Below are 23,039 nucleotides of genomic sequence, written 5' to 3'. Positions count from 1 at the left end.
ATGGAGTGATATAATAAAGGGGCTGATGAAATCGAGGTGAACAGGATGGCAAGACCTTACGCGGTGCCGCCGGCGAGGCGGCCGGTAGACGCCGTGGTGGAGATCCCCGGTTCCAAAAGTATTACCAACCGGGCATTGCTGTTGGCGGCCCTGAGCGACCACATGGTCACGCTGGATAACGTGTTATTCAGCGATGACAGTCGCAATTTCCTGCAGTGTCTGGTCAAGCTGGGTTTCCCGGTGGCTTTCAATGAAACCAACAAGGCAGTGCAGATCATCGGGCAAAATGGCGCGATCCCCAAGCGGACGGCAGCCATTTACGTGGGCAGCGCCGGGACGGCGGCCCGTTTTTTATCGGCGATGCTGGCCGCGGGCCGCGGCGAATACCTGGTGGAAGCCTCGGAGCAGATGAGCGCCAGGCCGATGGCTCCGCTCGTCGGGGCCCTCCGGGAGCAGGGAGCGGATTTCAGCTTTCCGGGGAAGCCGGACGCGTTGCCGTTCCGGATCAAAAGCAACGGGCTCCAAGGCGGGCGGGTACGATTGGCCGCCAGCCAGAGCAGCCAGTTTTTGAGCGCCTTGTTGATGGTGGCCTGTTTCAGCGCCGCCGATACCGAGATCGCGATCGAGGGGGAACTCCCCGCCAAACCGTTTGTCGCCATGACCCTGCGGATGATGGCCGATTTCGGGGTCAAGGCCAGCCACCGGGATTTCAAATCGTTCACTGTCGCCGCCGGCCAACGCTATCAGGGGCTGGATTACGCGATCGAGCCGGACCTCTCCAATGCCGGCTACTTCTTTGCCATGGCCGCGCTCACCGGCGGGACCGTGCTGGTCCGCGGCGCCAGCCTGGATACTTTGCAAGGCGATATTAAGCTGCTGGATATCCTGAAACAGATGGGCTGCAAGGTCCGTCCCGAGGAGGACGGGATCCGCCTGACCGGTCCGGCGGGCGGCCGTTTCCCCGGGGTGGACGTGGATATGAGCGGCTTGCCCGACCAGACGCCGACCGTGGCGGCCCTGGCGCCCTTCGCCGCCTCACCGACGATCATCCGGAATATCGGCTTCATCCGCTATCACGAATCCGACCGGCTGACGGCGATCGTCAATGAACTGACCCGCCTGGGCATCCGGGCCGAGGTGAACGGCGACGGCCTGGTCATCTATCCGGGAACCCCGCAGCCGGCCGAGCTGGAAACCTACGACGACCACCGGATGGCGATGGCCCTGGCCCTGGTGGGCTTGCGGGCCCCGGGCATCCGCATCAAGCACCCCGAATGCACCGCCAAGACGTTCGAAAACTATTTCGACCTCTTTGACCGGACCGTGCAGGGCGTGGACTCTCATTGAGCTTGCGAAATGTTTCCCCATAAACTACTCGTCCATAAAAAAGAAGACCGGAGGCTCAGAATGGCTTTCCGGTTTTTTTATTGAATTATGATTTTACCAGCGAATCCTTTTCAATCAGGTGCTTTCTGATGAAAGCGCAAATCTCTTTCATGGCCGCTTTTGCTTCGGGAATCACAGGGGGCAGGAAGGGGAAACAATGCATCATTCCTTCCACCACTTGTAGCGAGACATCGACCCCGGCCTGGGTGGCCTTCTCGGCGAACCGGACCGCGTCGTCCAGCAGGATTTCATCGCCTCCGGCATAAATGAGCAGCGGCGGAAGACCGCCAAGCTCTCCGTAGAGCGGAGAGATGTACGGCAGGGCCGGATCGTTGCCGGCCACATAATATTGGCTAAAAATCGTCCAGGAGTTTTTGGGCGACAGGCAGACCCCGGCATTGGTCCGGTACGACGCTCCGCTACACTTCAGATCGGTCCAGGGCGAGACCGCCACCGCCGCCGCAGGCAGGGGAAGGCCCCGATCCCGGAGCGCCAGCAATGTCGCCAGGCATAATCCCCCTCCCGCCGAATCGCCCGCTATCACGATATCCGATGCCGCGGTACCCTGGTTCAGCAACCAGCGGTAGACGGTGACCGAGTCCTCGATAGCCGCCGGATAAGGGTGTTCCGGCGCCAGGCGGTACTCAAAGAGCAGGGCGGCGATGCCGCTTCCCCGGACAACTTTGGCGGCATGAACCCGGTGATCGGCGCAGGATCCCGAAACATAGCCCCCGCCGTGGCAGAACAGGATGACTTTATCCCTGGGAGCCCCGGAAGACCGAAGCCATTCCGCGGCAATCCCCTCGATCGAGACGGGTGAAACCGTCAAGTCGTCCGGTATTTTACCGAACCTTTTGGCCCCTTCCTCGCAGGATTGGCGAAACGCGGCCACCGAGGTGTTTTCATCCCATACCACTTTGGTGGCGGGGCTTTTTCGTAACAGAGCGACAAAGAGACGATTGCGCAGACTGGACATGATATCCTCCTATCGTTTTCATGAATCCGGTGGTTCAATGGCCGAATTACAATTTTGGAAAACGCGTTAAAGCATCGCGATTTTCCAAAATTCTTCTAGATGTGTTTAACCACCGGAGTAGCAGCTCCATCCATGAACAAATCCACACACTGTTCAATGACGGTGCGGGAATTGAACGCTTCCGGCGCGGCATAAAATTGTTGGGCGACCTCGACGAAGATGAAGTCGAACAGGGCCTTGAGGATGCCGAACGGCAGATCGCTCCGGATCTCGCCGTTTTTTTGGCCCAGTTCGATAATTTCGCTTCCCAAGAGTTCAAACCCGCTTTTCACACCGGCGTCGGGATGGAGTGAGATCATATTCTGAATCTGGTAGATGAGATATTTTTCGAAAATTTCTTTTTGAGGCCGGATTCCCGCCATTAACTCCGCTAAGATAAGAACCATCCGCGAGCGGGTGTCGGGCATTTCCCGCAACCGCAGGATTCGCTCGGAACTCTTTTCCTGGAAGGAACGCCGGATAAATTCGCTGATGATAGCCTCTTTGACCGGAAAGTAGTTATAAAGCGTTCCTTTGGCGATATCGGCTTCATTGGCGATCTGTTCCATGGTGGTCCCTTCTACGCCCTGGTTTTTAAACAGGGACATGGCCACCGCGATAATTTTCTGTTTCATTTCTTCCTTTTTTCGTTCCAACCGGGTTTCGCCGGAGGCGCTATGACTTTCCATCTTACAACTCCTTGGACTGAGTATTATTATCCATAGTATAAAATTGTACGTCGTATAAATATGATTGATGTCTAAAAGACTATCACCGTTTCGCTGTTTTGGCAATACCTTTTCGGACTTTTTCGGGGACTCCAAAATGATCCAGGGTTTTTCCTCCTCGAGATATTCACAATTTCGGACAGCAATGATATCATGTTTAAAAAGCGGATGACGATACGTAATTCTTGCATCCATGGGGAGTCTTTCGGCACTTGGGGGATTGGCCGTTCCGCGCTCAATCGGGATCGTTTCGGTGCAGCCGTGCCTGTCCGGGGGTTTGGACGGGAGGCCCGGGTACGGCAAAAGGGAGCCGTTGGAAGAACGGTGCGCGGCCGGAGCGGGGCTGACGAAATTCGGTCGCTTTCCCAGAAAAAACTAGTGCTTGCCCTATTGATCTATTGCTGAGTTTATAATATAATACTCTATGCGTTCGGTTTTACGGCGGTGTAGCTCAGTTGGTACGAGCATGCGGTTCATACCCGCAGTGTCACTGGTTCGATCCCAGTCACCGCCACCAAATTTTCTCATTCCTGGACCACTAGCTCAGTTGGTAGAGCAGCTGACTCTTAATCAGCGGGCCATAGGTTCGAGTCCTATGTGGTCCACCAGTTAATTATCAAGGGTTTCCGAGATTTCGGGAACCCTTTGTTTGTGTCTTATGCCTCCCGGTTGCCGGCGGAGCGGATACTAAGGCACCCGTTTTGGCAATAATGCTTACCGATCCGATACTTCGCCCGGCGATTTCGTATCATAGTAAGTTACATAACATCCAAGCCAGACATCCGTTCCCCGCGCGGGAGCGGATTTTTTTTATGACGAAACATCCGGGTCTCCGCAACGCAAGGAAATGATTCCCAAAAAGCACTCATCAAAACCGGCGGGGCCGAATAGGATTAGATCACTAATTTTATAAAAAAAAGGGGGAAACATGATGCCCGATGAACCGGTCGTCGATCACGAGGAGAAACAGGAAAAAGAAGTAGAGCACCCGCGATTTCCAGTCAATGTGGAGCAAGAAGGACGAGATTAACATTGGTAGCTCAAAAAACGGTGGCCCTCACTGCAAAATAGCGGCGGTGAGGGCTTATTCTTTTCCTGCAAGCCGGGACCCATCCAGGAAGAAAAAAGACCTGGCGGATGTTTATGGCGCCTTCTTAAAAAAATCTCTGCCTTTGCGATCCCTTCGCAAAGGCTTTTTTATTGGGCCCGATGATTTCGGCGGGATGACCGGGATTGATTCGGCCTTAAACTTGCATACTAAAGAAAACAAGCCCTCTTAACGAAATCAGGTGAATCATTTGGTGAAACGGCACTACCGGCTATGGCTGCTCTTCGTCATCGGGATTCTGGCATTCGGCGCGGCGATGTTGCTGGCGCGCTGGTCCAGGCCCCGTTCCCAGCCGCCCCCCGCGCCGGATCGGCCGGCGCCCGCCGAGTACAGCTACTATATCATCATTGAACAGGAGACCGGCCGGACCATCACCTATGTTTCGGTCCCGGTAACCGTCGGGGACGAATATCTGACCTCCGAGAATAAAATGTACGTTGTGACGAGGGTGGTCGGCAACAAAGCCTACGCGCGCCTGAAGTGACAGCTCGGGACTTTGCCCCGGTATCTTCATGCTTTTCCGGTGCCCGACGCACGATCCGGGTTCCCAAAGTCCCCGCCGGCATGGGCCGGCATATAATAGGAATGAAGCGCTCCCGGGAAGGCCGTCTCCCATGGCATGCCGGCTCATTCCCATCAGAAGGGCCGGAAGGGTGGAGCAGCCGTAGACCGGTCGCCTTTTGGAAAGAAAGTGGCTGGGCGGAAGGAGTCGCTCGCGTTGTCGTTAAAAAATGGTCGGACCCCCGAGGACTGGCCTGGAATCCAAAGAGGTATAACGTCACGGTTATACCTTTTTGTTTTTGAGCGTTCCCGGAAGGTTGAAAGAGGGATTAGCGGTCCAATGTCGAACGATCAAGCGTATTATTTAACTTTGCCGGAAACCTCTGACAGGGAAGAAAAAATCATCTCGGGCGGCGGGACCGTTCCGAAACCGCGCGGCGGCTTTTTCAGGCATTCGGGCCGGCTCCCGGCGCGGCTCCGGGATGCGCCGGTTTTGTTATGCCAAGAGAAGAGGGAGGCCCCATGCCGACGTATGATTGCCGAAAGATAACGGCCCCGTTCCCGGTGGACGGGGATCTCCATAAGCCGGCCTGGCGGGCGGCGGAACCGCTGGAACTGGTGGAGAACGTCTCCGGCGGCCGGCCGCGCCAGGTGACCCGCCTGCGGATGCTCTGGAATCCGGAGTATCTTTTGGCCGCCTTTGAGTGCCAGGACGATTTCATTCAGGCGTCCTGCCGCGATTTCAACGGCCCGCTCTACGAGGAAGAGGTCGTCGAGCTGTTCATCGACGACAACCGGGACCGCCGGACCTATCTGGAGTTTGAGGTCAATCCGCTGAACGCGGTATTGCACTATGCGATCCACCATCCGTTGGATGGGCAGTTTCTGCAGTTCGCCCGGACCCAAGAACGCCTGACGACGGCGGTGCGCCGCGCTCCGGCCGGCCGGGGCTGGGACGTGGAGCTGGCCATTCCGTTCAGCGAGTTTGTGACCGCGCCGCACCTGCCGCCGCAGCCCGGCGACAGCTGGTTTTTCAACGCCTACCGGATCGACCGGCCGAAGGAAGGCCCGGCCGAGTATTCGGCCTGGTCGCCGACAGGGGCGGTCAATTTCCATCTGCCGCAGTACTTCGGCGAGCTCCGCTTCGTCGAATAGCGGGCCGGCCAAAGTCCGGCCCTACCCGCGACGGCGGAAGGCGGATTGGGGGCAACCGCCCTTTCCCAAACAGGTTTCAACCGATACGGACTTGACATCATCATAAACTTCGACGATTTGGAGGAAGACACATGGCAATTTTAGTCACTGGCGGCGCCGGCTATATCGGCAGCCACACTTGCGTGGAGCTGTTGGAGGCCGGATACGAGCTGATTGCCGTCGATAACCTGGTGAACAGCAAGGAAGAATCGTTGCGGCGGGTCCAGGAGATCACCGGCAAGCCGATCCGGTTCTACCAGGCCGACCTGCTGGACCGGGCGGCCCTGGAGGAGATCTTCGGCGCGTCGGCCATCGAGGCGGTGATCCATTTCGCCGGGCTGAAGGCGGTCGGCGAGTCCGTGGCCCAGCCGCTCCGCTACTACCACAACAATCTCACCGGCACCATCAACCTCTGCCAGGCCATGCAGCAGCACGGCGTCAAAAATCTGGTCTTCAGCTCGTCGGCCACGGTCTACGGCGATCCGCACACGGTGCCGATCACCGAGGACTTCCCGCTGTCGGCCACCAATCCTTACGGCCGTTCCAAGCTGATGATCGAGGAGATGCTGCGCGACCTGTACCGGGCCGATTCCGGCTGGAACATTGCCATCCTGCGCTATTTCAACCCGGTGGGGGCCCATCCCAGCGGCCGCATCGGCGAGGATCCCAACGGCATCCCCAACAACCTGGTGCCCTACATCGCCCAGGTGGCGGTGGGCAAACTGCAAGAGCTGGCGGTCTACGGCGGGGACTATCCCACGCCCGACGGCACCGGGGTCCGGGATTACATTCACGTCGTCGACCTGGCCCAGGGCCATCTGAAAGCCCTGGAGAAACTGCAGTCCCGGCCGGGGCTGGTCACTTATAATCTCGGCACGGGCCGCGGCTACAGCGTCCTGGAAGTGGTGGCGGCCTTCGCCCAAGCCGCCGGCAAGGAGATCCCCTACCGGATCGTCGGCCGCCGGCCGGGCGACATCGCCGTCTGTTACGCCGATCCGGCCAAGTCCGAACGCGAATTGAACTGGTCGGCCCGGCGCGGGATCGCCGAGATGTGCGCCGATTCCTGGCGCTGGCAGACCCAAAATCCCAACGGCTATGACAAGTAAGCGCCGCGCCGCCGGATTCAAATCGCGGTTGGCTGCCGGTCGCGCCGTGAGGCGGATTGCTGCGGCGGAAAGTTTCGATAGCTGAATCGTTTCATAATAGAAAAAGAATCGAGGGAGTTCGATAGCGATGGCAAAACCCACTCTGGTGGTGATGGCGGCCGGCATCGGCAGCCGTTACGGCGGATTAAAACAGGTTGACCCGATCGGCCCCCATGGCGAGCTGATCATCGATTATTCGGTCTATGACGCCATCCGGGCGGGCTTCGGGAAAGTGGTCTTTGTGATCAAAGAAGAGCTGGAGGAGATCTTCCGCTCGCGCATCGGCCGTCGGATCGAGCAAAAGATCGAGACCGCCTACGTCTACCAGCGCTTGAACGACTTGCCGGCCGGTTACAGCGTTCCGGCGGAGCGGCAGAAGCCCTGGGGAACCGGCCATGCCGTGCTCTGCTGCAGGGACGCGGTGGATACGCCGTTCGGGGTGATCAACGCCGACGACTTTTACGGCGCCACCTCCTTTCGGGCGCTGGCCGATTTTCTGGCGGAGGCCCGGGACGGCGGGGCAGTCTACCAATACTGCCTGGTCGGTTTCGAGCTGGAGAATACTCTGACCGAACACGGCTCGGTGGCGCGGGGGATCTGCACGGTGGATTCCGAAGGCTACCTGCGGGAGATCCACGAACGGACCCGGATCGAAAAGTGCGGCGTTGCCACCCGCTACACCGAGAACGGCCAGGACTGGGTGGAGATCCCCCGGGGCAGCACCGTCTCCATGAATACCTGGGGTTTCACGCCCAACTTCTTTGGAGAACTGGAGTACGCTTTCGGGCAATTCTTGGAACGGAACCGGGCCAACCTGGCCAAAGCCGAGTTTTACCTGCCCGAAGTGGTCGGCGGCCTGCTGGCCCGGGGCAAGGCGCGGGTCAAGGTGATCCCCTCCCATGAACGCTGGTACGGCGTGACCTACCAACAGGATAAGCCCCGGGTCAAGGAGGCCATTGCCGCTCTGATCGCCCGGGGAGCCTATCCGGCCGATCTGTGGGGGGAATAGGCCATGGCTCACGATCTGGAACCGATTGTCCGGCAATTTCAGTTCGGCGGCGCGGCCCGGCGGATCGAGCCCCACGGCTGCGGCCATATCAACGATACCTACGCGGTGGCGATCGGGCCGGAGGATGGCCCGGCGCGCCGCTATATCCTGCAACGCCTCAATCACCAGGTCTTCCACCAACCGGAGCAGGTGATGGCCAATATCGAGGCGGTCACCCGCCATTTGCGCCGGAAGATCGCGGCCGCCGGCGGCGATCCGGACCGGGAGACCCTCAACCTGGTCCCGGCCGTGGACGGCCGGAGCTTTTACCGGGATGGGGACGGCAACTACTGGCGGGTCTATGCCTTCATCGGCGGAGCCCGGACCTATCAGGTGGTCGAGAGCCCGGAGCATCTCTACCACGCCGGCCGGGCCTTCGGCAAGTTCCTGCGGATGCTGGAGGACTTTCCCGCGGCGCGGCTCCATGAGACCATCCCCGACTTCCATCATACCCGCCAACGGTTCGAACGGTTTCAACAGGCCCTGGCGCGGGACAGCGCCGGCCGGGCCCGCGCGGTCGGGGCGGAGATCGACTTCGTGCTGAGCCGGGCGGCCGACACCGCGGTGCTGGTGGAGCTGATCGCCGCCGGCCGGCTGCCCTTGCGGGTCACCCACAACGACACCAAGTTCAACAACGTGTTGATCGACGACGCCACCGGCGCCGGGCTCTGCGTCCTCGATCTGGATACGGTCATGCCGGGCCTCTCCCTCTACGATTTCGGCGATGCGATCCGCTCCGGCGCCACCCGGGCCGCGGAGGACGAACCGGATCTGGCCAAGGTGAGCCTGGATATGGCGCTCTTCGAACAATTCAGCCGGGGGTACCTGGCCGAGGCCGGCCCGGTCCTGACCCCGCTGGAGCTGGAGTACCTGCCGTTCGGCGCCAAGCTGATGACCCTGGAATGCGGCATCCGTTTCCTCACCGACCACCTGGAGGGCGATGTTTATTTCAAGATCCACCGCCCCGGCCACAATCTGGACCGGGCCCGCACCCAGTTCAAGCTGGTGGCGGAGCTGGAAAAGCACTGGGACCGAATGGCGCGGCTGACGGGCGAGTACCGTTAAAGGCGAAGAGCGGATTTTTGGCGGGGAGAAGCGCTACCCATGAATGAACGGAGCCTGAGAATCTTTTACGAAGTGGCCACCCGCCTGAACATGACCGAGGTGGCCGAGAACCTGGCCATCAGCCAGCCGGCGGTCAGCCAGACCATCCGGGAGCTGGAGACCGAGTTCGAGGTGCGGTTCTTCGACCGGATCGGCCGCCGCTTGTACCTGACCCGCGAAGGCGAGCTGTTCCTGGAATACGCGCGGCGGATCCTCAATCTCTACCAGGAGTGCGTCCAGACCATCGGCGAGTTGCGGGGGCTCATGAAAGGCCGCCTCAACGTGGGGGCCAGCACCACCATTGGCATCTACATCCTGACCGACATCATCGGCCAGTTTCAAAAACTGAACCGGGGGATCGAGGTGGCGATCAACATCGAAAACACCCGGATCATCGAGAATTTCATTCTGGAGAACCGGATCGATTTCGCCTTCGTCGAAGGCCCGGTCGGCTCGGCGGAGATCGCGGTCGAGTATTTCTGCGGCGACGAGCTGGTCTTCATCGTCCCGCCGGAGCATCCCTGGACCCTGCGCGACCGCGTCGACCTGGCCGACCTGGCGCGGGAGCGGATCCTCATGCGCGAGGAGGGCAGCGGCACCCGGGCGGTGATCGAGAATGCGCTGCGCGCCGCGGGGGCGGAGTACCGCATCGGGATGGAGCTCGGCAACACCGAGGCCATCAAACGGGCGGTCGCCGCCGGGCTCGGCATCTCCTGCGTATCCAAGCGTTGCATCCGCCAGGAGGTGGCGGACGGGCGGCTGCGGATCGTTGCAGTGGCCGGGCTGGCCGTTCACCGCGATTTGAACTTGATTTACCACCGCGACAAGTATCTGTCGCAGCTCTTCAAGTCCTTCATCGAATTTTGCAAGACAGCGGCCAACGCCAACCTTTCGTAACGGGGGCCGCTTTTTTTTGGATATGTAATAAGTCAAATGTTATGATTTATATACAGAAAATTATATTTTACTTATCCAAGAAATGCTTTTACAATAAGATCATTCACTGCAACAGGAGCTGGTTCACATGTCAAAACTTCCGCAATACGCTCCCGGGCTCGGCCTGGCGCTGGGAATCGCGCTCATCGCCCTGGGGCTGGGATCGCTATGGCCGCTGGTCGGGGGGCCGGTCTTCGGGATCGTGCTGGGGATCGCCGTCGGCAGCACCGCCGGGCGTCCGGCGCGCGCCGTTCCCGGCTTGCAATTCGCCGCCAAACAGCTGCTACAATGGGCCATCGTCCTGCTGGGGGCCGGGTTGAGCCTGACCCAGGTCTACCGGGTCGGCCGGGAATCGCTGTGGGTGATGGCCTTCACGCTATCGGGGGCTTTCATCACCGCCTACGGCCTGGGCCGTTTGCTCGGGACTCCCTTCAAGCTGACCAGCCTGATCGGCATGGGCACGGCCATCTGCGGCGGCTCGGCCATCGCCGCCATCGCGCCGATCATCGAGGCCGAGGACCAGGAGATCGCCTACGCCATCGGCACGGTCTTCCTCTTCAACATCGCGGCGGTGCTGATCTTTCCGCCGCTCGGACACTGGCTGCATTTTTCGGACCGGGCCTTCGGCCTGTGGGCCGGGACCGCCATCAACGACACCTCTTCGGTGGTGGCCTCCGGCTATGCCTTCAGCGACGCCGCCGGCAGCTATGCGACCATTGTCAAGCTGACCCGGAGCACCATGATCATCCCGATCTCGCTGGTCTTCGCCGTCCTGACCGCGTTGCGAAAACGCTCCGCCGCGGCCGGCGGCGGCGGAGCGGTGGACTACCGCCTGGGCCGGATCTTTCCCTGGTTTATCCTCTGGTTCCTGGTGGCCGCGTTGTTGCATACCGTCGGCATCATCTCCGGTCGGGCCGGCAGCCTCTTGACCGAGGGGGGCAAGTTCCTGATCATCGTGGCGCTGGCGGCCATCGGCCTGAATACCGATCTCCGCCGGATGCGGGCGATGGGGCTCAGGCCGGCCCTGTTGGGCCTCGGCGTCTGGTTCGCGGTGACTGTCATCAGCCTGGCGGTCCAGTTCGCGGGCGGGTTGATCTGAAAAATCCGCTCCGCTCCGGTTAGCCGTGATTTGCGGTGGCAGAATAGATGGGTAAAGGAGTTCACCATGGGTTTGGAAATCAGCATCATCTTTGGCATTTCGATTCTGGCGGGGCTGTTGGGCGCGCTGCTTGGCCTGGGGGGCGGGATCATCGTCACGCCCGCGCTGACGCTGCTCCTCGGGATCCCGATCCAGCACGCCATCGGCGCCAGCATCGTCTCGGTCATCGCCACTTCCAGCGGCGCGGCCATCGCCTATGTCCGAGACCGCATCACCAACCTGCGGGTGGGGATGTTTCTGGAGACGGCCACCACCACCGGGGCGATCAGCGGCGCTTTCATCGCCGGGCTGATCAGCCCCCATTATTTGTACATCATTTTTGGACTGCTCCTGCTGTATTCGGCCATCGCCATGATCGGCAAGGCCCGCCAGGAGATTCCCGCGGCGGTGCGGGCCCATCCGCTGGCGGAGCGGCTGCGGCTGAACGGCGAGTATTTCGACATGACGCTGGGCCGCACGGTCCGGTACCCGGTGAGCGGCGTCTACGGCGGTTTCGGCCTGATGTACGTGGCGGGGGTGGTCTCGGGGCTGCTGGGCATCGGCAGCGGCATTCTGAAGGTGATGGCCATGGACATGATGATGAAGCTGCCGCTGAAGGTCTCCACCGCCACCAGCAATTTCATGATCGGGGTGACCGCGGCCGCCAGCGCCGGGGTCTACCTGATTCGCGGCACCATCGATCCGGGGATCGCCGGCCCGGTGGCCCTGGGGGTGCTGGCCGGCGCCACCTGCGGCTCGAAGCTGATGACCCGGATGAAGAGCACCACCATTCGCAAGCTGTTCATCCCGGTCCTGATGTACGTGGCCGTGCAGATGTTATGGGAAGGGTGGGTGAAACGATGAATGAGCCTGAAACGGAACAAACGGTAGCCGCGGCGGAAATCGCCATCAGCAACCTGCTCCGGGTCGGAGTGCTCCTCAGCGCGGCGGTGATCCTGGCCGGACTGCTGCTGTTGCTGGCCACCGGCCGCAGCGGCTACGCGGCGGGGTTCTATCCGACCGCGCCCGTCGCGATCCTGCGGGGAGCGGCCGCCGGCAAGCCGTACGCGGTGATCCTGAGCGGGCTGCTGCTATTGATTCTGACCCCGGCGCTGCGGGTGGCGGTCTCGATCCTGCTTTTCCTGCGCCAAAAGGATTACCTCTACGCCGGGATCACCGCCGCCGTCCTGGCGGTCCTGGCGATCAGCTTCGCCCTGGGCAAGATCGTCTGACCCCGGCCCGGCGGCGGACCATCCGCGGCCCTCGGCAATTCCGCCGGAGGCCGTGGCGGTCCATCCGGGCGTTACAGCGGGACCGCCCGGACGTTCGGCGGTCCCGCGATTCGCTCCGGCGGTTCTTGCCAAGCCTCGGGAAAGACCGCCCGGGGGCTGGACGGCGGTTCCGGGCCATCCGGAGGAACCGCCGGCTTTTTGGCCCGGGGATTCACCTCTTGAGCAGGCTTAATGATTATCACTCAACTTTCGCAGATCAAATATACCGGTAATCCTTGAAATCATCAGGTATGGCATTCATAAGAAGAAATCATCTTGACATATCAAGAAAATAAGGAACTGGGCTTCGAAGTAAAAAACAAGCAAATGATTTTCTCTGCCAAAGTTGAGTCAAAAAGATTCAAATAACCACTTATTCCGGCACGATGCCGGTTGCGCGGAATCGATACAAGGACGTATCACCTGACGTCGCCATCGGAGCATCCGCAAGCAACGCCGCCACGGATGGCAATTCCAGCAGTGAGGGACCCGCGACTCGGAGGAGCGGGATGGGGGGTCAAGGGGGCACTCGCCCCTTGCGGCGGGGGTACCGGCCTAGGGGGTTTGCCGCCAAACCCCCTGGCCGCCCTTAGCACAGGATGTATTTGGATAGACAATTTTCTCAACTTCTAAATTATCTACTCAACTTCGCAGTGCCAAAACAACGAAAAAGCTTAATAATTAAGGAATGCACCTTTCCCGTTCGAGGCAGCCCTCACCCCGGCGCAAAAAAGCGCGCGCCGAACCTCTCCCGTCAAAGGCCGGTAGAGGGTTTGGGGAACGGATTGGCAAGGATAACAGGCTTTGATACCCTTCTCCCGGCCGCTGCCGGGAGAAGGGCCGGGGATGAGGGGCTGCGTCGAGTTGGCATACGACCGTTCGAGGCAGCCCTCACCCCGGCGCGAAAAAGCGCGCGCCGACCCTCTCCCGTCAAGGGCCGGTAGAGGGTTTGGGGAACGGAATGGCGAGGATAACAGGCTTCGACACCCTTCTCCCGGCCGCTGCCGGGAGAAGGGTCGGGGATGAGGGGCTGCGTCGAGTTGGCATGACGAAAGGGGCTCCGGCCCGGCCTAGCGGCCGCAGACCTTCCCCGGATTGAGGATCCCTTGCGGATCGAAGGCCTGTTTGACCGCTTGGATCAGGTTGAAGTAGGTCTCGCCTTCGGACTGCCGCAGGAAGGGCACCTTGGCGTGGCCGATGCCGTGTTCGCCGGAGACCTTGCCGTCCAGTTCGATGGCTTTGTCGTAGAGCTCCCGCATCACCCGGTCCAGCTTCTCCCGCCAGGCCGCCTCGGACAGATCGTCCTTGCAGACGTAGATGTGCAGGTTGCCGTCGCCGGCATGGCCGAAGCTGCGGATGCGGATGGCGTGCTTCCGTTCCAACTCCTTGACGAATTTCACGAAGACCGCGATGCGGTTTCTGGGGACCACCACGTCGCATTCGTCCATCTCCGGGGTGGAGCTTTTGATGGCTTCCAGGAAGGCGCCCCGGGCGCTCCAGATCGCTTCCTGCCGCTCCTCGGTGTCGGAGATCAGCACATCCACCGCGCCGGCCGCCAGGCAGATCTCCGCCACCTGCTCGGCCTGGCGCTCCACCTCGGCGGCGCTGTTGCCGTCGAAGGTCAGCAAGAGATAGGCGTCGGAGGATTTGTCGGGAAAGCTCTTGCCCAGGTACTCCTCGGCCGCCACGATCACTTCCCGCTCCATGAATTCGATGGCGGTGGGGACCGCCTTGGACTTGATGATCTGCGGCACCGTGCCGATGCAGCCGTCGAGATCGGGGAAGGGCACCAGGAGGCTGATGACCTTCTTGGGCAACGGCACCAGCCGCAGGGTCAGCCGGGTGACGATCCCTAAGGTGCCCTCGGAGCCGATCAGCAGATCCTTCAGGCTGTAGCCCGAGCTGTTCTTGGCGATCTTGCCGCCCAGCTCCAGCAGGTCGCCGTTGGGCAGCACCACTTCCATCCCGCGTACGTAGTCGCGGGTGACGCCGTATTTGACCGCCCGCATGCCGCCGGCGTTGGTCATGACGTTCCCGCCGATGGTGGCGCTCTTCTCGCCGGGGTCGGGCGGATAGAGCAGATCCCGCTCCAGCACCGCCTTGGCCAGCTCCATCAGCAGCACGCCCGGCTCGGTGGTGACCGTCAGATTCTCCTCGTCGATCTCTAGGATCCGGTTCATCCGGGCGGTGGAGAGCAGGATGCCGCCCCGGACCGGGACCGCCCCGCCGCAGAGGCCGGTCCCCGAGCCGCGCGGCGTGACCGGGATCCGGCGTTCGCTGGCGTAGCGCATGATCCGGGCGATCTCCGCCGCGCTTTGCGCCTCCACCACTACTTCGGGCGGGAACTTGCCGTACTCGGGCATTTCGTCGTGGTGATAATCCTCATTGATGGCCGGGCCGGTCAGGACCCGTTCCGGGCCGCAGATGGCCTCCAGGGCCGCGAGGTCGGCGGCGCTCAGCTGTTGATAATCGGGCATGATTGCGGTCCCTCCTTCTGAATCCGGTCGATCAGCTCCGGCAGGATCCGGTACAGATCGCCGACGATGCCGTAATGGGCGATCTTGAAGATCGGCGCGTTTTTGTCGCTGTTGATGGCGATGATCCGTTCCGCCGTGTTCATGCAGGCGGTGAATTGCACCGCTCCCGAGATGCCGCAGGTGATGATGAGCTTCGGCTTGACGGTCCGGCCCGAGAGGCCGATCTGCCGGGTGTACGGCGCCCAGCCCGCCTCGACCAGCGGCCGGGTGACCGCCAGTTGTCCGCCGAGCAGCGCCGCCAGGTTTTGGATTAATTCGAGATCGGCCGGGTTCTTCACCCCGCGGCCCGCCGCGACCAGCACTTCGGCATCGGAGATGCTGGGCTGCTGTTCCTTGCGCTCCACTTTGAGCACTTTGATCCGCGACTGCAGCCGCTCCGGGTCCAGGGCCACCGTCTCGACCACGCCGCCGGGATGGGCCACGCAAGCGGCGGGATCCATCACTTTATAGCGGACGGTGGCGAATTGCGGCCGGTGCCGGGTGGTTATGATCTGGGCCATGATATTGCCGCCGAAGGCGGGCCGGATCTGCACCAGATCGCTGTTGGGCTTCACCGCCAGCTGGGTGCAGTCGGCGGTCAGGCCGGTGCGGAAGCGGGCCGCGACCCGCGGCGCCAGCGACCGGCCGACCGAGGTGGCGCCCACCAGCACGATGGAGGGCTGCAACCGTCCGATACAGTCTTCGAAGACATTGGCGTAGACATCGACCCGGTAATGGCGGAGCGCCTCATCCTCGTAGACCAGCACTTTGTCGACGCCGTATTGCAATAGCTCGGCGGCCTGCTTTTGAATGGCGGCCCCCATGAACAGGGCGTAGACCGGATAGCCCAGCGGCTCGGCCAGCGTTCGGGCCTTGCCGATCAGCTCCAGCGTGACCGGATGGATGGCGCCGTCGAGATGCTCGACGAAGACCAGGATCCCCCGCCATTGGTTCTTGTCGATCCCCTGGCGCGCCGGGGCGTCGGCCAGGGTGATGGCTCCGGCGGGACATTGCTTGAGGCAGATCTTGCACAGCTTGCAGGCGGCATTGATGACCAGGGCGCCCGCTTCCTCGGCGATGGCCCCGAAGGGGCAGGCGCTGGTACAGTTGCCGCAGCGGTTGCATTTTGCCATGTCGATATGGAGATTGGACACTTTCTCACTCCTTCGGTCCGGCCGGCCTTTCCGGTTTGGGGAACGGTCCGGCGGGCACTTTTGTTCTTGATATGGAAGCAACGGCGTCCGGGCTCAGATGTATTTGGCCTCGCGCAACAGTTGCCAGAGTTTGGCGGTCAATTCCGGCGCCTCGCCCTCCCAGAGCACCTGTTCGCTGCGGACTTCGGGCGGGAAGATCCGCTCCACCTGGGTCGGCGAACCATTCAGACCGTAGCGCAGCTCATCCTGGTCCTGCAGCTCGCGGCGGCCGATCATCCGGACCGGGCGGTCGGCGGTGGCCAATTTGCGGCGGTAGGACGGGAGGCGGGGCTGGTTGATGCCTTTTTCGACCGTGATCAGGCAGGGATAGGCCAGCTCGACCAGCTCGTAGCTGTCGGCCAGATCCTGTTCGACCCGGAGCCGTTCCGGGGTGGCTTCGGGAATGGCGCGCACCCAGGTCACGTGGGGGATGTTCAGGAATTCGGCCAGGGCCGGGCCGACTTGGGCGGTATCGCCGTCGGTGGTCTGTTTGCCGCAGATGATCAGGTCGAAGGGCCCGAGCGCCCGGATGCCCTGGGAGAGGGTGTAGGAAGTGGCCAGCACGTCGGAGCCGGCGAACTGGCGGTCGGAGATCAGCGCCCCGGCGTCGGCTCCGAGCATATAGGCTTCGCGGATGACCGCTTCCGCCTGGGGCGGTCCCATCGAGACCACGGTGACCGTGCCGCCGAGCGCCTCGCGGAGCCGCAACCCGGCCTCCAGGGCATAGAGGTCGTACGGGTTGATCTTGCTCTCGACGCCGTCCCGCTTCAATACGCCGGTGCTCTCGTCGATGGCCACCTTGTTGGTGCCGGGGACTTGTTTGATACAAACGATAATCTGCATGATTCACCTCGCGACCAGCGGCCGGGTTTTTCATCCGGCCGGCTTGGTATTTTTGGAAAACCGGGTCAGGACATCTCTTTGACCAGATGCAAATGTTTGCGCATCAGTTCCTGGGCCGCCTCCGGCTGGCGGGAGAGGATGGCCTGGTAGATCTGCTGATGCTGTTCATACAGCACCCGGGCGTTGGCGGCGTCCATCAGGATCTTGGACCGGTTGAACTGCACCGAGACCTCCAGGATCGAGGAGATGCATTCGGCGGCCTTGATCAGGATGGTATGGCCGGTGAGCGCGAAGATGCCCTTGTGGAAGGCGATATCCGCCTCGGCGCCGGCCTTGGAATCGTTCCTGGCGATGGCCTCGGCCATCGCTTCCAGCTGGGCGTCGAGCGGCGCCAGATCCGGCGCGGCGGCCCGGGCGGCCAGCGCGACGGCTTCCAGCTCCAGCAACCGCCGCAGATCCAGCAATTCATCCTCCATGTGGCGGTTGTCGATGAACAGCGGCGCAATGGCGTTGATGAAAGGGGCGATATTCAGATCGGTGACGAATGACCCTTCGCCCGGCCGGACCTCGATCAGGCCGATGATCTCCATGGCGCTGAATGCTTCGCGGAGCGAAGCCCGGCTCACATTGAACAGCTCCGCCAGGGTCCGCTCCGGGGGCAATTTATCGCCCACCCGGATCTGGCCGGTCTTGATCAGCTGAATGAACTGTTCGATGATGGACTGATAGTTTCGTTTCGCGTTGATGGGATTGATCTCCAAAAGGTGCCCCGCCTCCTCATCAGGTAGTCTGGTGGTCTGACCACTGTACCAAAAAATTCGTGGCGGTTTGTGAAAATCCTGCTACATTTGTGTAATTTTTTATGGGCGAGGCAGCTCCCGGAGCGCGGCATCGGCTTTGATCCTAAAAGATATGCGCCAAAGTTATCCTTATGCCCACAGATTTTGTCCACAGCTGTGCATAACAAGAAAGAACCCGCCTTTCACCAGCGGGTTCTTTTGCGAAAAATTGTTTTGGAATGGCAGTCCGGCTCAGGACCGGCGGCGATTCGGCACCAGCAGCGCGATTCCCAGCAGGACCAGGAGCAGCGGCCAGAAATAGCGGGTCAGGTGCCACGGGATAAAGGTCCGGATCAAGAAAAAGATGCCGAGCAAAATCAGGAAGATCCCGACATAGCTAATCTTGGAGGAGCGGTCCGGAGTGACGTCGATGGTCTCTACCGCAGGCTCGGACGGAGCGCCGCCGCCAGCCTCCGTTTCGGTCTCGGAACGCGTGGGCTGATCGGGAATGACAATCCAGGCGATGATGTAGGCCAGGATGCCGCTGCCCCCAAAGATGACCGCCAGAATCCACAGCAAACGGATCAAGGTGACGTCAACGGCGAAATATTCGGCCATGCCGCCGGCGACCCCGGCGATCCGCCGGTCCCGGACCGAGCGGTACAAACGTTTGGTACTCATCCAATTCCCTCCCAGGATCAAGTTGCCCGGATGACCCGGGAATTATTCGAAGACGCTTGAGCGAGTGTTAGCTGGTTGCAATCATGGAGTATCTTCATTATAAAGAGAAGGGCGCGGTGTTGTCAATCGCCCGGATCAAAAGGCGCGGCGGGGATATTCTATAGCGGAAGTGGACTTTTTCGTTCCGGAAGCCCGGACGGAACGGAAAAAATGGCAAAATTTCCGTTGCGCCCGAAAGAAGTGATGGATTGTCACCCTTGGCGTAGCTTCCGAATATGATTGCATTATCATATTTTGGAGCGTAGCTGGATGATGATGCAAACGATCGATCGGGAACTCGTTACCTTGCTGGGTAATTGTATCATTCAGGCTTATGAACAATTTGAGACCGGCGGGGATTTTGAAATTCCGGCCGGTTTCCGGCTGGTCACGGAGGTGGCGGGCCAGTCGGAACTCTTTCCCGCGCTGATGGGTTACATTATCGAATCGGATTCCCGGGTGATACTGGTCTTCCGCGGCACGCGCACGGTGGGGGAGTGGCTGAAGGATCTGGCGATCCGCCAGACGGAATACCCTTATTACCTGGCGGGCAAAACCCATTCCGGTTTCACCGAACTGTATGAGACCGTCCGGGATACGATCCTCGCCGCCTTGCGGCTGCTGCCCCGCTGGAAACAGCTGTTGGTTACCGGCCATAGCCTGGGCGCGGCCCTGGCGACGCTGGCCGCGCTGGACCTGGCGGTCCATGCCGGATTCCTGAATCTGGCAATGGTCAATTTCGGCAGCCCGCGGGTAGGCGACAGTCAATTTGCAACCACGTACGATCAGATCGTGGGGGCCAGTTGGCGGATGGCGAATTTTTTTGACCCGGTCATCCATGTGCCGCCCGAACGAGCCAAGCTGCCGTTTTCCCAGGAAACAGTCGAATACCAGCACGTGCAACAGGAAATGCTGCTCTGGCTGCCAACCAAAAACGTGCTGCAAAACCACGATATGCAAACGTATCTGAGTGCCTTCCGGCAGGACGACGCCGCCCAGCCGGCCGGTTGAGCCCCGGCAATGGCCGGGACGGTATTTCCGGTTTGCATGGCTGTGACTCTGGAAAGCCGCCGTTTTGGAAAGGGGAAACTCAGCCGAATATCACAGGTCTCTCTTTTATAGAATTTTCCAAATTTTTTTTGTAATTCCGTATAATATGCTTCATTCGGTAACAGAATAGACGTAAACCTGGTCTTTGGTGATTAACATGAAGGAGTGAAGCGAATGTCCAAGCAAGCTCTCGCTGTAGCAAAATCCGCAACAAAACCCGTCTTGAAAGTGAAACCGCGTTATACGGATGACGAAAATCAGTTATTATTCGATTCATGGTGGCATCCCCAGAAGCGGCGCGAATTGTCGGCCAAGTTGGGCCGGGCGATGAGCGCCCTCCGCAGCCAGTTTTGCCGGTTGTTAAAAGAGAAAGGCATCTCCAATCAGGATTATTATAAGTTGATGCAAAAGGAGCACGCCGTGGAGTCCGGCAGCGAGATCCGCAAACGGAACCCGGAATCGAAAGCGGTGGACCGGATCATTCTGGAGACCTTCTGCAAGCACCAGGCGCTGGGCAACTCCCGGACCCAAGCCTGCCTCGAATTGCAACAGATCTTAGGCGGGAGCTTCACGGAAGCCGCTCTGAAACTGCGTTTTTATCGGCTGGTCAAGATGATGGGCTACCGGGATGACGACCTGTTGCGGATGGGCCGTCAATTATTAGGGGACCCGGCCGCCAAAGCGGAAGCGGCCGACAATGCCCGGCCGGTGCCGGCGCAACAGTTGATGGAGGAGAGGGCCGCGCCGCCGGCCCGGGGCGACAATTCTCTTCCGGCCGTCACAAATCGTAATGGTGACAATTTCTTGTATGCCATTTCCTCGCTGCCCGAGACGGTGCAACACCATGAATCCCGCCTGGTCAAGCTGGAGGAGCAACAGCGCCACCAATTGGATCTGCGCGGTTTCATCGAGCATCTTTTGGCGGTGGAACGCGACTTGAAACGGGAAGATAAACTGATGGAAGAGATCCAGATCCTGAGCGACGAGAATGAGAACCTGCGGACGCTCATCGACAAGGAACGCGAAAAACTCAAGAAACGCGAAACGGAGCTGGCCGAGGTTTATCAGCTGCTGGAGAAGACGTTGTCCGATTTCATGAATCTGGAGAGCGTCTCCAAACTGGCCTCGTTGGGCGATTTCATGCACCGGCTGGAGATCACCGTCGATCAGTTTGGCAACGTCCTGAAGAGCAAACGGGTCTTGATGTAACGAGACGCTTCCCGTTGCCCGGCCAATGCAATTGCAAAATATCAGGCGGCAGAAAACCCGGATGTTCACCGGGTTTTTATGTTGTTCGCGGCGGGAAATTTTTTGGGGGCGGAAAGCTTGACGGCGTGCCAAAATCCGCCTATAATGGAAACTATAAAAACCGTTGGAGTTTCCTAAGAGCTGATGCGGAGGTTTCCCGCCGGAGCGGATTGCCCGCCGGGCCCGCCCGCGAGGCGTGCGTTGGCGCAAAGATGCAACTTCCCGGAACTCCGTTATCATAAATTGTAAAGAAGGCCATACCATGATGGATGAGGATAAAGCGAAGTCGCTGATCATCGATGGGGCGAGCGAGTTATTTTTCAAGTTCGGCTTCTCCAACACCACCACCCAGCAGATCGCCGAGGAACTGGAGATCAGCAAAAAAACCATCTATAAATACTTCCCGAGCAAAGAAAGCCTGCTCGAGGCGGTGCTGGAACGGGAGCACCTGGAGATGGAGGCGCAGCTGTCCCAGTTGGTCAACCAGGACGACCTTGATTTTCTGGAGAAGACCCGGCAGCTCTCGGAACTGCTGGTCTTCGGCAACTCTAAGTTCGGCCCGCAGTTTGTGAAGGAATTGCAGCGGTATAAGTTCAGCAATTGGTCGTATCATTGCCATGCCCACCACCGTTTGCTGGTCTATTTTGAAAAACTGCTGCATCAAGGGATTGAACAGGGCTTCATCCGCGAGGAAACCAACTTGCCGGTGGTACTCCTCATCATCGATTGCCTGCAGGGCCACTTGAACTTCGATAAGCTCTCCCAGATGGATATGTCGTTGAATCAAGCAATTGATGAGATTATCCAGGTGATCATGAACGGCATCATCACCGACACGGGCCGGGAAAGACTGGCCAAGGCGGGCCGGCTGTAAGGGCGCCGGTCCGGCGCTCGCCGTTTGAATCCGGCCCGTCCCCCGGACGGCCGGTTGGTTGACACGGAAAGGCTTATTTTTTTGGGCTCGTGGAAACTTAAGAAACCATAATAGTTTCCGCGAGGTAAAAAATAGGTTACAAATGGCAACGAAAGGAGTTTTTCACATGCGCAAAAGACTCATCGGAATCATCGGCATTCTTTTGGTGCTGGGGGGGATCGGCTATGTCCTGGCGGCCAACCGGGCCCGGATGGCGGCGCGGAGCGAGAGCTTCGAATTGACCGCCTATCCGGTCGCCGTCGTCCCGGTGGTCCGGCGGGACCTGGCCGTTCCGTTGACCCAGATCGGAGAGATCGCCGCCCGGAAGGACGTGGCGGTCATCTCCGAGACCCAGGGCAAAGTGACCGCGGTCTATGTCGATATCGGTTCCAAAGTGGCCGCCGGCTCCCTATTGGCCAAGGTGGACGACGAGTTGCCCCGGGCCAATTTCCTGACGGCCCAGACCAGCTACGAGAAGGCCCGGAAGGATTTGGAGCGGCTGGAATCGCTGTACCGCCAGGAGATCATCGCCCTGTCGGAGCTGGAAGCGGGCCGGCTGGGGCTGAGGTCGGCCGAGGCCCAGTATACCTCGGCCCGGCGCCAGTACCGTAATGCGGGGATCACCTCGCCCATCGCCGGCCAGATCAGCGCCAAGGCCATCGAAGTGGGCACGATGGTCGCGGCCGGGATGGCGGTGGCCAATGTGGTCGATATCAGCCAGTTGAAGGTGAAGCTGAATCTGGCCGAGGCCGACGTCTTTCAGGTGAAACCCGGCGATCCGGTGACCATCCGCACCGACGTCTATCCGGAGCGGGTGTATTCGGGCCAGGTGGCGACGGTCAGCGCCAAAGGGGACGAGGCCCATACCTATCCGGTGGAGATCCGCTTCCAGAATGATCCGCAGTATCCCCTGAAGGCCGGGATGTTCGGCCGGGTCACCTTCCGGACCCAGGCGGCCCGGGACTCGCTGGTGATCCCCAGGGAAGCCCTGGCGGGCAGCGTCAAAGATCCCCAGGTGTATGTGGTGGCGGGCCGCGTGGCCCGGCTGCGCCGGATCGTGATCGGCAAGGAAGCCGGCTCCTACCTGGCGGTGCTCCAGGGCCTGCGCGAAGGGGAACGGGTCGTGGTCAACGGCCAGAACAATCTGACCGACAACGTCCGCGTGACGCTGGTCCAGTCGCGTTAGGCGGACCGGCCAGAAGA

Annotated in this window: 22 protein-coding genes and 2 tRNA genes; 17 read left to right on the top strand and 7 right to left on the bottom strand. The window is 60.4% G+C overall.

Features of this window, described 5'->3' with window-relative positions; genetic code table 11:
• The first annotated feature begins 45 nt into the window (after positions 1-45).
• Positions 46-1,347: a 3-phosphoshikimate 1-carboxyvinyltransferase gene (gene aroA, locus EDC14_RS00720; protein WP_132012262.1), complete on the top strand. Its 1,302-nt coding sequence runs from the start codon at positions 46-48 to the stop codon at positions 1,345-1,347.
• 85 nt (positions 1,348-1,432) lie between these two features.
• On the opposite strand, the gene EDC14_RS00715 is transcribed toward aroA, so the two are convergent.
• Together EDC14_RS00715 and EDC14_RS00710 are read right to left on the bottom strand one after the other, a co-directional pair.
• On the bottom strand, positions 1,433-2,362 hold the full coding sequence (locus tag EDC14_RS00715) for an alpha/beta hydrolase (protein ID WP_132012261.1): 930 nt from the start codon (positions 2,360-2,362) through the stop codon (positions 1,433-1,435).
• Positions 2,363-2,457: 95 nt separating this feature from the next.
• Entirely contained in the window at positions 2,458-3,090 is a 633-nt protein-coding gene (locus tag EDC14_RS00710; RefSeq protein ID WP_165907687.1) for a TetR/AcrR family transcriptional regulator, read from the bottom strand.
• 479 nt (positions 3,091-3,569) lie between these two features.
• Here EDC14_RS00710 and EDC14_RS00705 point away from each other — a divergent pair.
• From EDC14_RS00705 to EDC14_RS00650, 12 genes are all read left to right on the top strand, one after another.
• Positions 3,570-3,646, top strand: a tRNA-Met gene (locus EDC14_RS00705).
• 15 nt (positions 3,647-3,661) lie between these two features.
• Positions 3,662-3,737: transfer RNA gene (locus EDC14_RS00700), tRNA-Lys, on the top strand.
• A 396-nt stretch (positions 3,738-4,133) separates the two neighbouring features.
• A complete protein-coding gene (locus EDC14_RS00695) occupies positions 4,134-4,409 on the top strand; it encodes a hypothetical protein (protein ID WP_132012259.1) in 276 nt (91 codons plus the stop codon).
• A gap of 21 nt (positions 4,410-4,430) precedes the next feature.
• Entirely contained in the window at positions 4,431-4,721 is a 291-nt protein-coding gene (locus EDC14_RS00690) for a hypothetical protein (protein WP_132012258.1), read from the top strand.
• 539 nt (positions 4,722-5,260) lie between these two features.
• Positions 5,261-5,893: a carbohydrate-binding family 9-like protein gene (locus EDC14_RS00685; RefSeq protein WP_165907686.1), complete on the top strand. Its 633-nt coding sequence runs from the start codon at positions 5,261-5,263 to the stop codon at positions 5,891-5,893.
• A gap of 131 nt (positions 5,894-6,024) precedes the next feature.
• Positions 6,025-7,038 (top strand): UDP-glucose 4-epimerase GalE, encoded by a 1,014-nt coding sequence (gene galE, locus EDC14_RS00680; RefSeq protein WP_132012256.1) that lies wholly within the window; start codon positions 6,025-6,027, stop codon positions 7,036-7,038.
• A 127-nt stretch (positions 7,039-7,165) separates the two neighbouring features.
• Positions 7,166-8,086 carry a nucleotidyltransferase family protein gene (locus tag EDC14_RS00675; protein WP_132012255.1) on the top strand — a complete coding sequence of 307 codons (921 nt, stop codon included), beginning with the start codon at positions 7,166-7,168 and terminating at the stop codon, positions 8,084-8,086.
• A gap of 3 nt (positions 8,087-8,089) precedes the next feature.
• The gene (locus EDC14_RS00670) at positions 8,090-9,190 is read left to right on the top strand and encodes a phosphotransferase enzyme family protein (RefSeq protein WP_132012254.1); all 1,101 of its coding nucleotides are present in this window, start codon (positions 8,090-8,092) and stop codon (positions 9,188-9,190) included.
• A 39-nt stretch (positions 9,191-9,229) separates the two neighbouring features.
• A complete protein-coding gene (locus tag EDC14_RS00665) occupies positions 9,230-10,126 on the top strand; it encodes a LysR family transcriptional regulator (protein WP_132012253.1) in 897 nt (298 codons plus the stop codon).
• Between the two features lie 127 nt (positions 10,127-10,253).
• A complete protein-coding gene (locus tag EDC14_RS00660; protein ID WP_132012252.1) occupies positions 10,254-11,264 on the top strand; it encodes a YeiH family protein in 1,011 nt (336 codons plus the stop codon).
• 66 nt (positions 11,265-11,330) lie between these two features.
• Positions 11,331-12,167 carry a sulfite exporter TauE/SafE family protein gene (locus EDC14_RS00655; protein ID WP_132012251.1) on the top strand — a complete coding sequence of 279 codons (837 nt, stop codon included), beginning with the start codon at positions 11,331-11,333 and terminating at the stop codon, positions 12,165-12,167.
• Positions 12,164-12,535, top strand: a complete 372-nt coding sequence (locus tag EDC14_RS00650) for a DUF1634 domain-containing protein (protein ID WP_132012250.1) — start codon at positions 12,164-12,166, stop codon at positions 12,533-12,535. The genes EDC14_RS00655 and EDC14_RS00650 overlap by 4 nt, the downstream gene beginning before the upstream one ends.
• A gap of 1,109 nt (positions 12,536-13,644) precedes the next feature.
• On the opposite strand, the gene EDC14_RS00645 is transcribed toward EDC14_RS00650, so the two are convergent.
• The 5 genes from EDC14_RS00645 to EDC14_RS00625 form a co-directional block, all read right to left on the bottom strand.
• Complete coding sequence (locus tag EDC14_RS00645) at positions 13,645-15,051, bottom strand: FAD-binding oxidoreductase (protein WP_132012249.1); 1,407 nt, start codon at positions 15,049-15,051, stop codon at positions 13,645-13,647.
• On the bottom strand, positions 15,030-16,244 hold the full coding sequence (locus tag EDC14_RS00640; protein WP_279388719.1) for an electron transfer flavoprotein subunit alpha: 1,215 nt from the start codon (positions 16,242-16,244) through the stop codon (positions 15,030-15,032). Before EDC14_RS00640 ends, EDC14_RS00645 begins: the two co-directional genes overlap by 22 nt.
• A gap of 93 nt (positions 16,245-16,337) precedes the next feature.
• Positions 16,338-17,126 carry an electron transfer flavoprotein subunit beta/FixA family protein gene (locus EDC14_RS00635; RefSeq protein WP_132012248.1) on the bottom strand — a complete coding sequence of 263 codons (789 nt, stop codon included), beginning with the start codon at positions 17,124-17,126 and terminating at the stop codon, positions 16,338-16,340.
• Between the two features lie 65 nt (positions 17,127-17,191).
• Complete coding sequence (locus EDC14_RS00630) at positions 17,192-17,887, bottom strand: FadR/GntR family transcriptional regulator (protein ID WP_132012247.1); 696 nt, start codon at positions 17,885-17,887, stop codon at positions 17,192-17,194.
• Positions 17,888-18,157: 270 nt separating this feature from the next.
• A complete protein-coding gene (locus EDC14_RS00625) occupies positions 18,158-18,586 on the bottom strand; it encodes a PspC domain-containing protein (RefSeq protein ID WP_132012246.1) in 429 nt (142 codons plus the stop codon).
• A gap of 309 nt (positions 18,587-18,895) precedes the next feature.
• Here EDC14_RS00625 and EDC14_RS00620 point away from each other — a divergent pair, with 309 nt between their 5' ends.
• The 4 genes from EDC14_RS00620 to EDC14_RS00605 all read left to right on the top strand — a co-directional run bounded on the left by EDC14_RS00620 (position 18,896) and on the right by EDC14_RS00605 (position 23,022).
• Positions 18,896-19,636: a lipase family protein gene (locus tag EDC14_RS00620; protein WP_132012245.1), complete on the top strand. Its 741-nt coding sequence runs from the start codon at positions 18,896-18,898 to the stop codon at positions 19,634-19,636.
• A gap of 213 nt (positions 19,637-19,849) precedes the next feature.
• Positions 19,850-20,884: a hypothetical protein gene (locus EDC14_RS00615; protein ID WP_132012244.1), complete on the top strand. Its 1,035-nt coding sequence runs from the start codon at positions 19,850-19,852 to the stop codon at positions 20,882-20,884.
• Positions 20,885-21,185: 301 nt separating this feature from the next.
• Positions 21,186-21,797: a TetR/AcrR family transcriptional regulator gene (locus EDC14_RS00610; RefSeq protein WP_132012243.1), complete on the top strand. Its 612-nt coding sequence runs from the start codon at positions 21,186-21,188 to the stop codon at positions 21,795-21,797.
• Between the two features lie 166 nt (positions 21,798-21,963).
• Positions 21,964-23,022 (top strand): efflux RND transporter periplasmic adaptor subunit, encoded by a 1,059-nt coding sequence (locus EDC14_RS00605; RefSeq protein ID WP_165907685.1) that lies wholly within the window; start codon positions 21,964-21,966, stop codon positions 23,020-23,022.
• The last annotated feature ends 17 nt before the right edge of the window (positions 23,023-23,039 follow it).

The organism is Hydrogenispora ethanolica, assembly GCF_004340685.1.
Lineage (GTDB): Bacteria > Bacillota > UBA4882 > UBA8346 > UBA8346 > Hydrogenispora > Hydrogenispora ethanolica.
The sequence above is the reverse complement of the archived record's forward strand: the minus strand, read 5'-3'. Positions and strand labels throughout refer to the sequence as shown.

What these genes read in the sequence shown, in the direction of transcription:
- EDC14_RS00655 (WP_132012251.1), top strand. Translation starts at nt 11,331, where the DNA reads ATGGGTTTGGAAATCAGCATCATCTTTGGCATTTCGATTCTGGCGGGG.
- EDC14_RS00625 (WP_132012246.1), bottom strand. Translation starts at nt 18,586, where the DNA reads ATGAGTACCAAACGTTTGTACCGCTCGGTCCGGGACCGGCGGATCGCC.
- EDC14_RS00615 (WP_132012244.1), top strand. Translation starts at nt 19,850, where the DNA reads ATGTCCAAGCAAGCTCTCGCTGTAGCAAAATCCGCAACAAAACCCGTC.
- aroA (WP_132012262.1), top strand. Translation starts at nt 46, where the DNA reads ATGGCAAGACCTTACGCGGTGCCGCCGGCGAGGCGGCCGGTAGACGCC.
- EDC14_RS00670 (WP_132012254.1), top strand. Translation starts at nt 8,090, where the DNA reads ATGGCTCACGATCTGGAACCGATTGTCCGGCAATTTCAGTTCGGCGGC.
- EDC14_RS00660 (WP_132012252.1), top strand. Translation starts at nt 10,254, where the DNA reads ATGTCAAAACTTCCGCAATACGCTCCCGGGCTCGGCCTGGCGCTGGGA.
- EDC14_RS00620 (WP_132012245.1), top strand. Translation starts at nt 18,896, where the DNA reads ATGATGATGCAAACGATCGATCGGGAACTCGTTACCTTGCTGGGTAAT.
- EDC14_RS00695 (WP_132012259.1), top strand. Translation starts at nt 4,134, where the DNA reads ATGTGGAGCAAGAAGGACGAGATTAACATTGGTAGCTCAAAAAACGGT.
- EDC14_RS00710 (WP_165907687.1), bottom strand. Translation starts at nt 3,090, where the DNA reads ATGGAAAGTCATAGCGCCTCCGGCGAAACCCGGTTGGAACGAAAAAAG.
- EDC14_RS00715 (WP_132012261.1), bottom strand. Translation starts at nt 2,362, where the DNA reads ATGTCCAGTCTGCGCAATCGTCTCTTTGTCGCTCTGTTACGAAAAAGC.
- EDC14_RS00650 (WP_132012250.1), top strand. Translation starts at nt 12,164, where the DNA reads ATGAATGAGCCTGAAACGGAACAAACGGTAGCCGCGGCGGAAATCGCC.
- EDC14_RS00635 (WP_132012248.1), bottom strand. Translation starts at nt 17,126, where the DNA reads ATGCAGATTATCGTTTGTATCAAACAAGTCCCCGGCACCAACAAGGTG.
- EDC14_RS00675 (WP_132012255.1), top strand. Translation starts at nt 7,166, where the DNA reads ATGGCAAAACCCACTCTGGTGGTGATGGCGGCCGGCATCGGCAGCCGT.
- EDC14_RS00610 (WP_132012243.1), top strand. Translation starts at nt 21,186, where the DNA reads ATGATGGATGAGGATAAAGCGAAGTCGCTGATCATCGATGGGGCGAGC.
- EDC14_RS00685 (WP_165907686.1), top strand. Translation starts at nt 5,261, where the DNA reads ATGCCGACGTATGATTGCCGAAAGATAACGGCCCCGTTCCCGGTGGAC.
- EDC14_RS00605 (WP_165907685.1), top strand. Translation starts at nt 21,964, where the DNA reads ATGCGCAAAAGACTCATCGGAATCATCGGCATTCTTTTGGTGCTGGGG.
- galE (WP_132012256.1), top strand. Translation starts at nt 6,025, where the DNA reads ATGGCAATTTTAGTCACTGGCGGCGCCGGCTATATCGGCAGCCACACT.
- EDC14_RS00665 (WP_132012253.1), top strand. Translation starts at nt 9,230, where the DNA reads ATGAATGAACGGAGCCTGAGAATCTTTTACGAAGTGGCCACCCGCCTG.
- EDC14_RS00645 (WP_132012249.1), bottom strand. Translation starts at nt 15,051, where the DNA reads ATGCCCGATTATCAACAGCTGAGCGCCGCCGACCTCGCGGCCCTGGAG.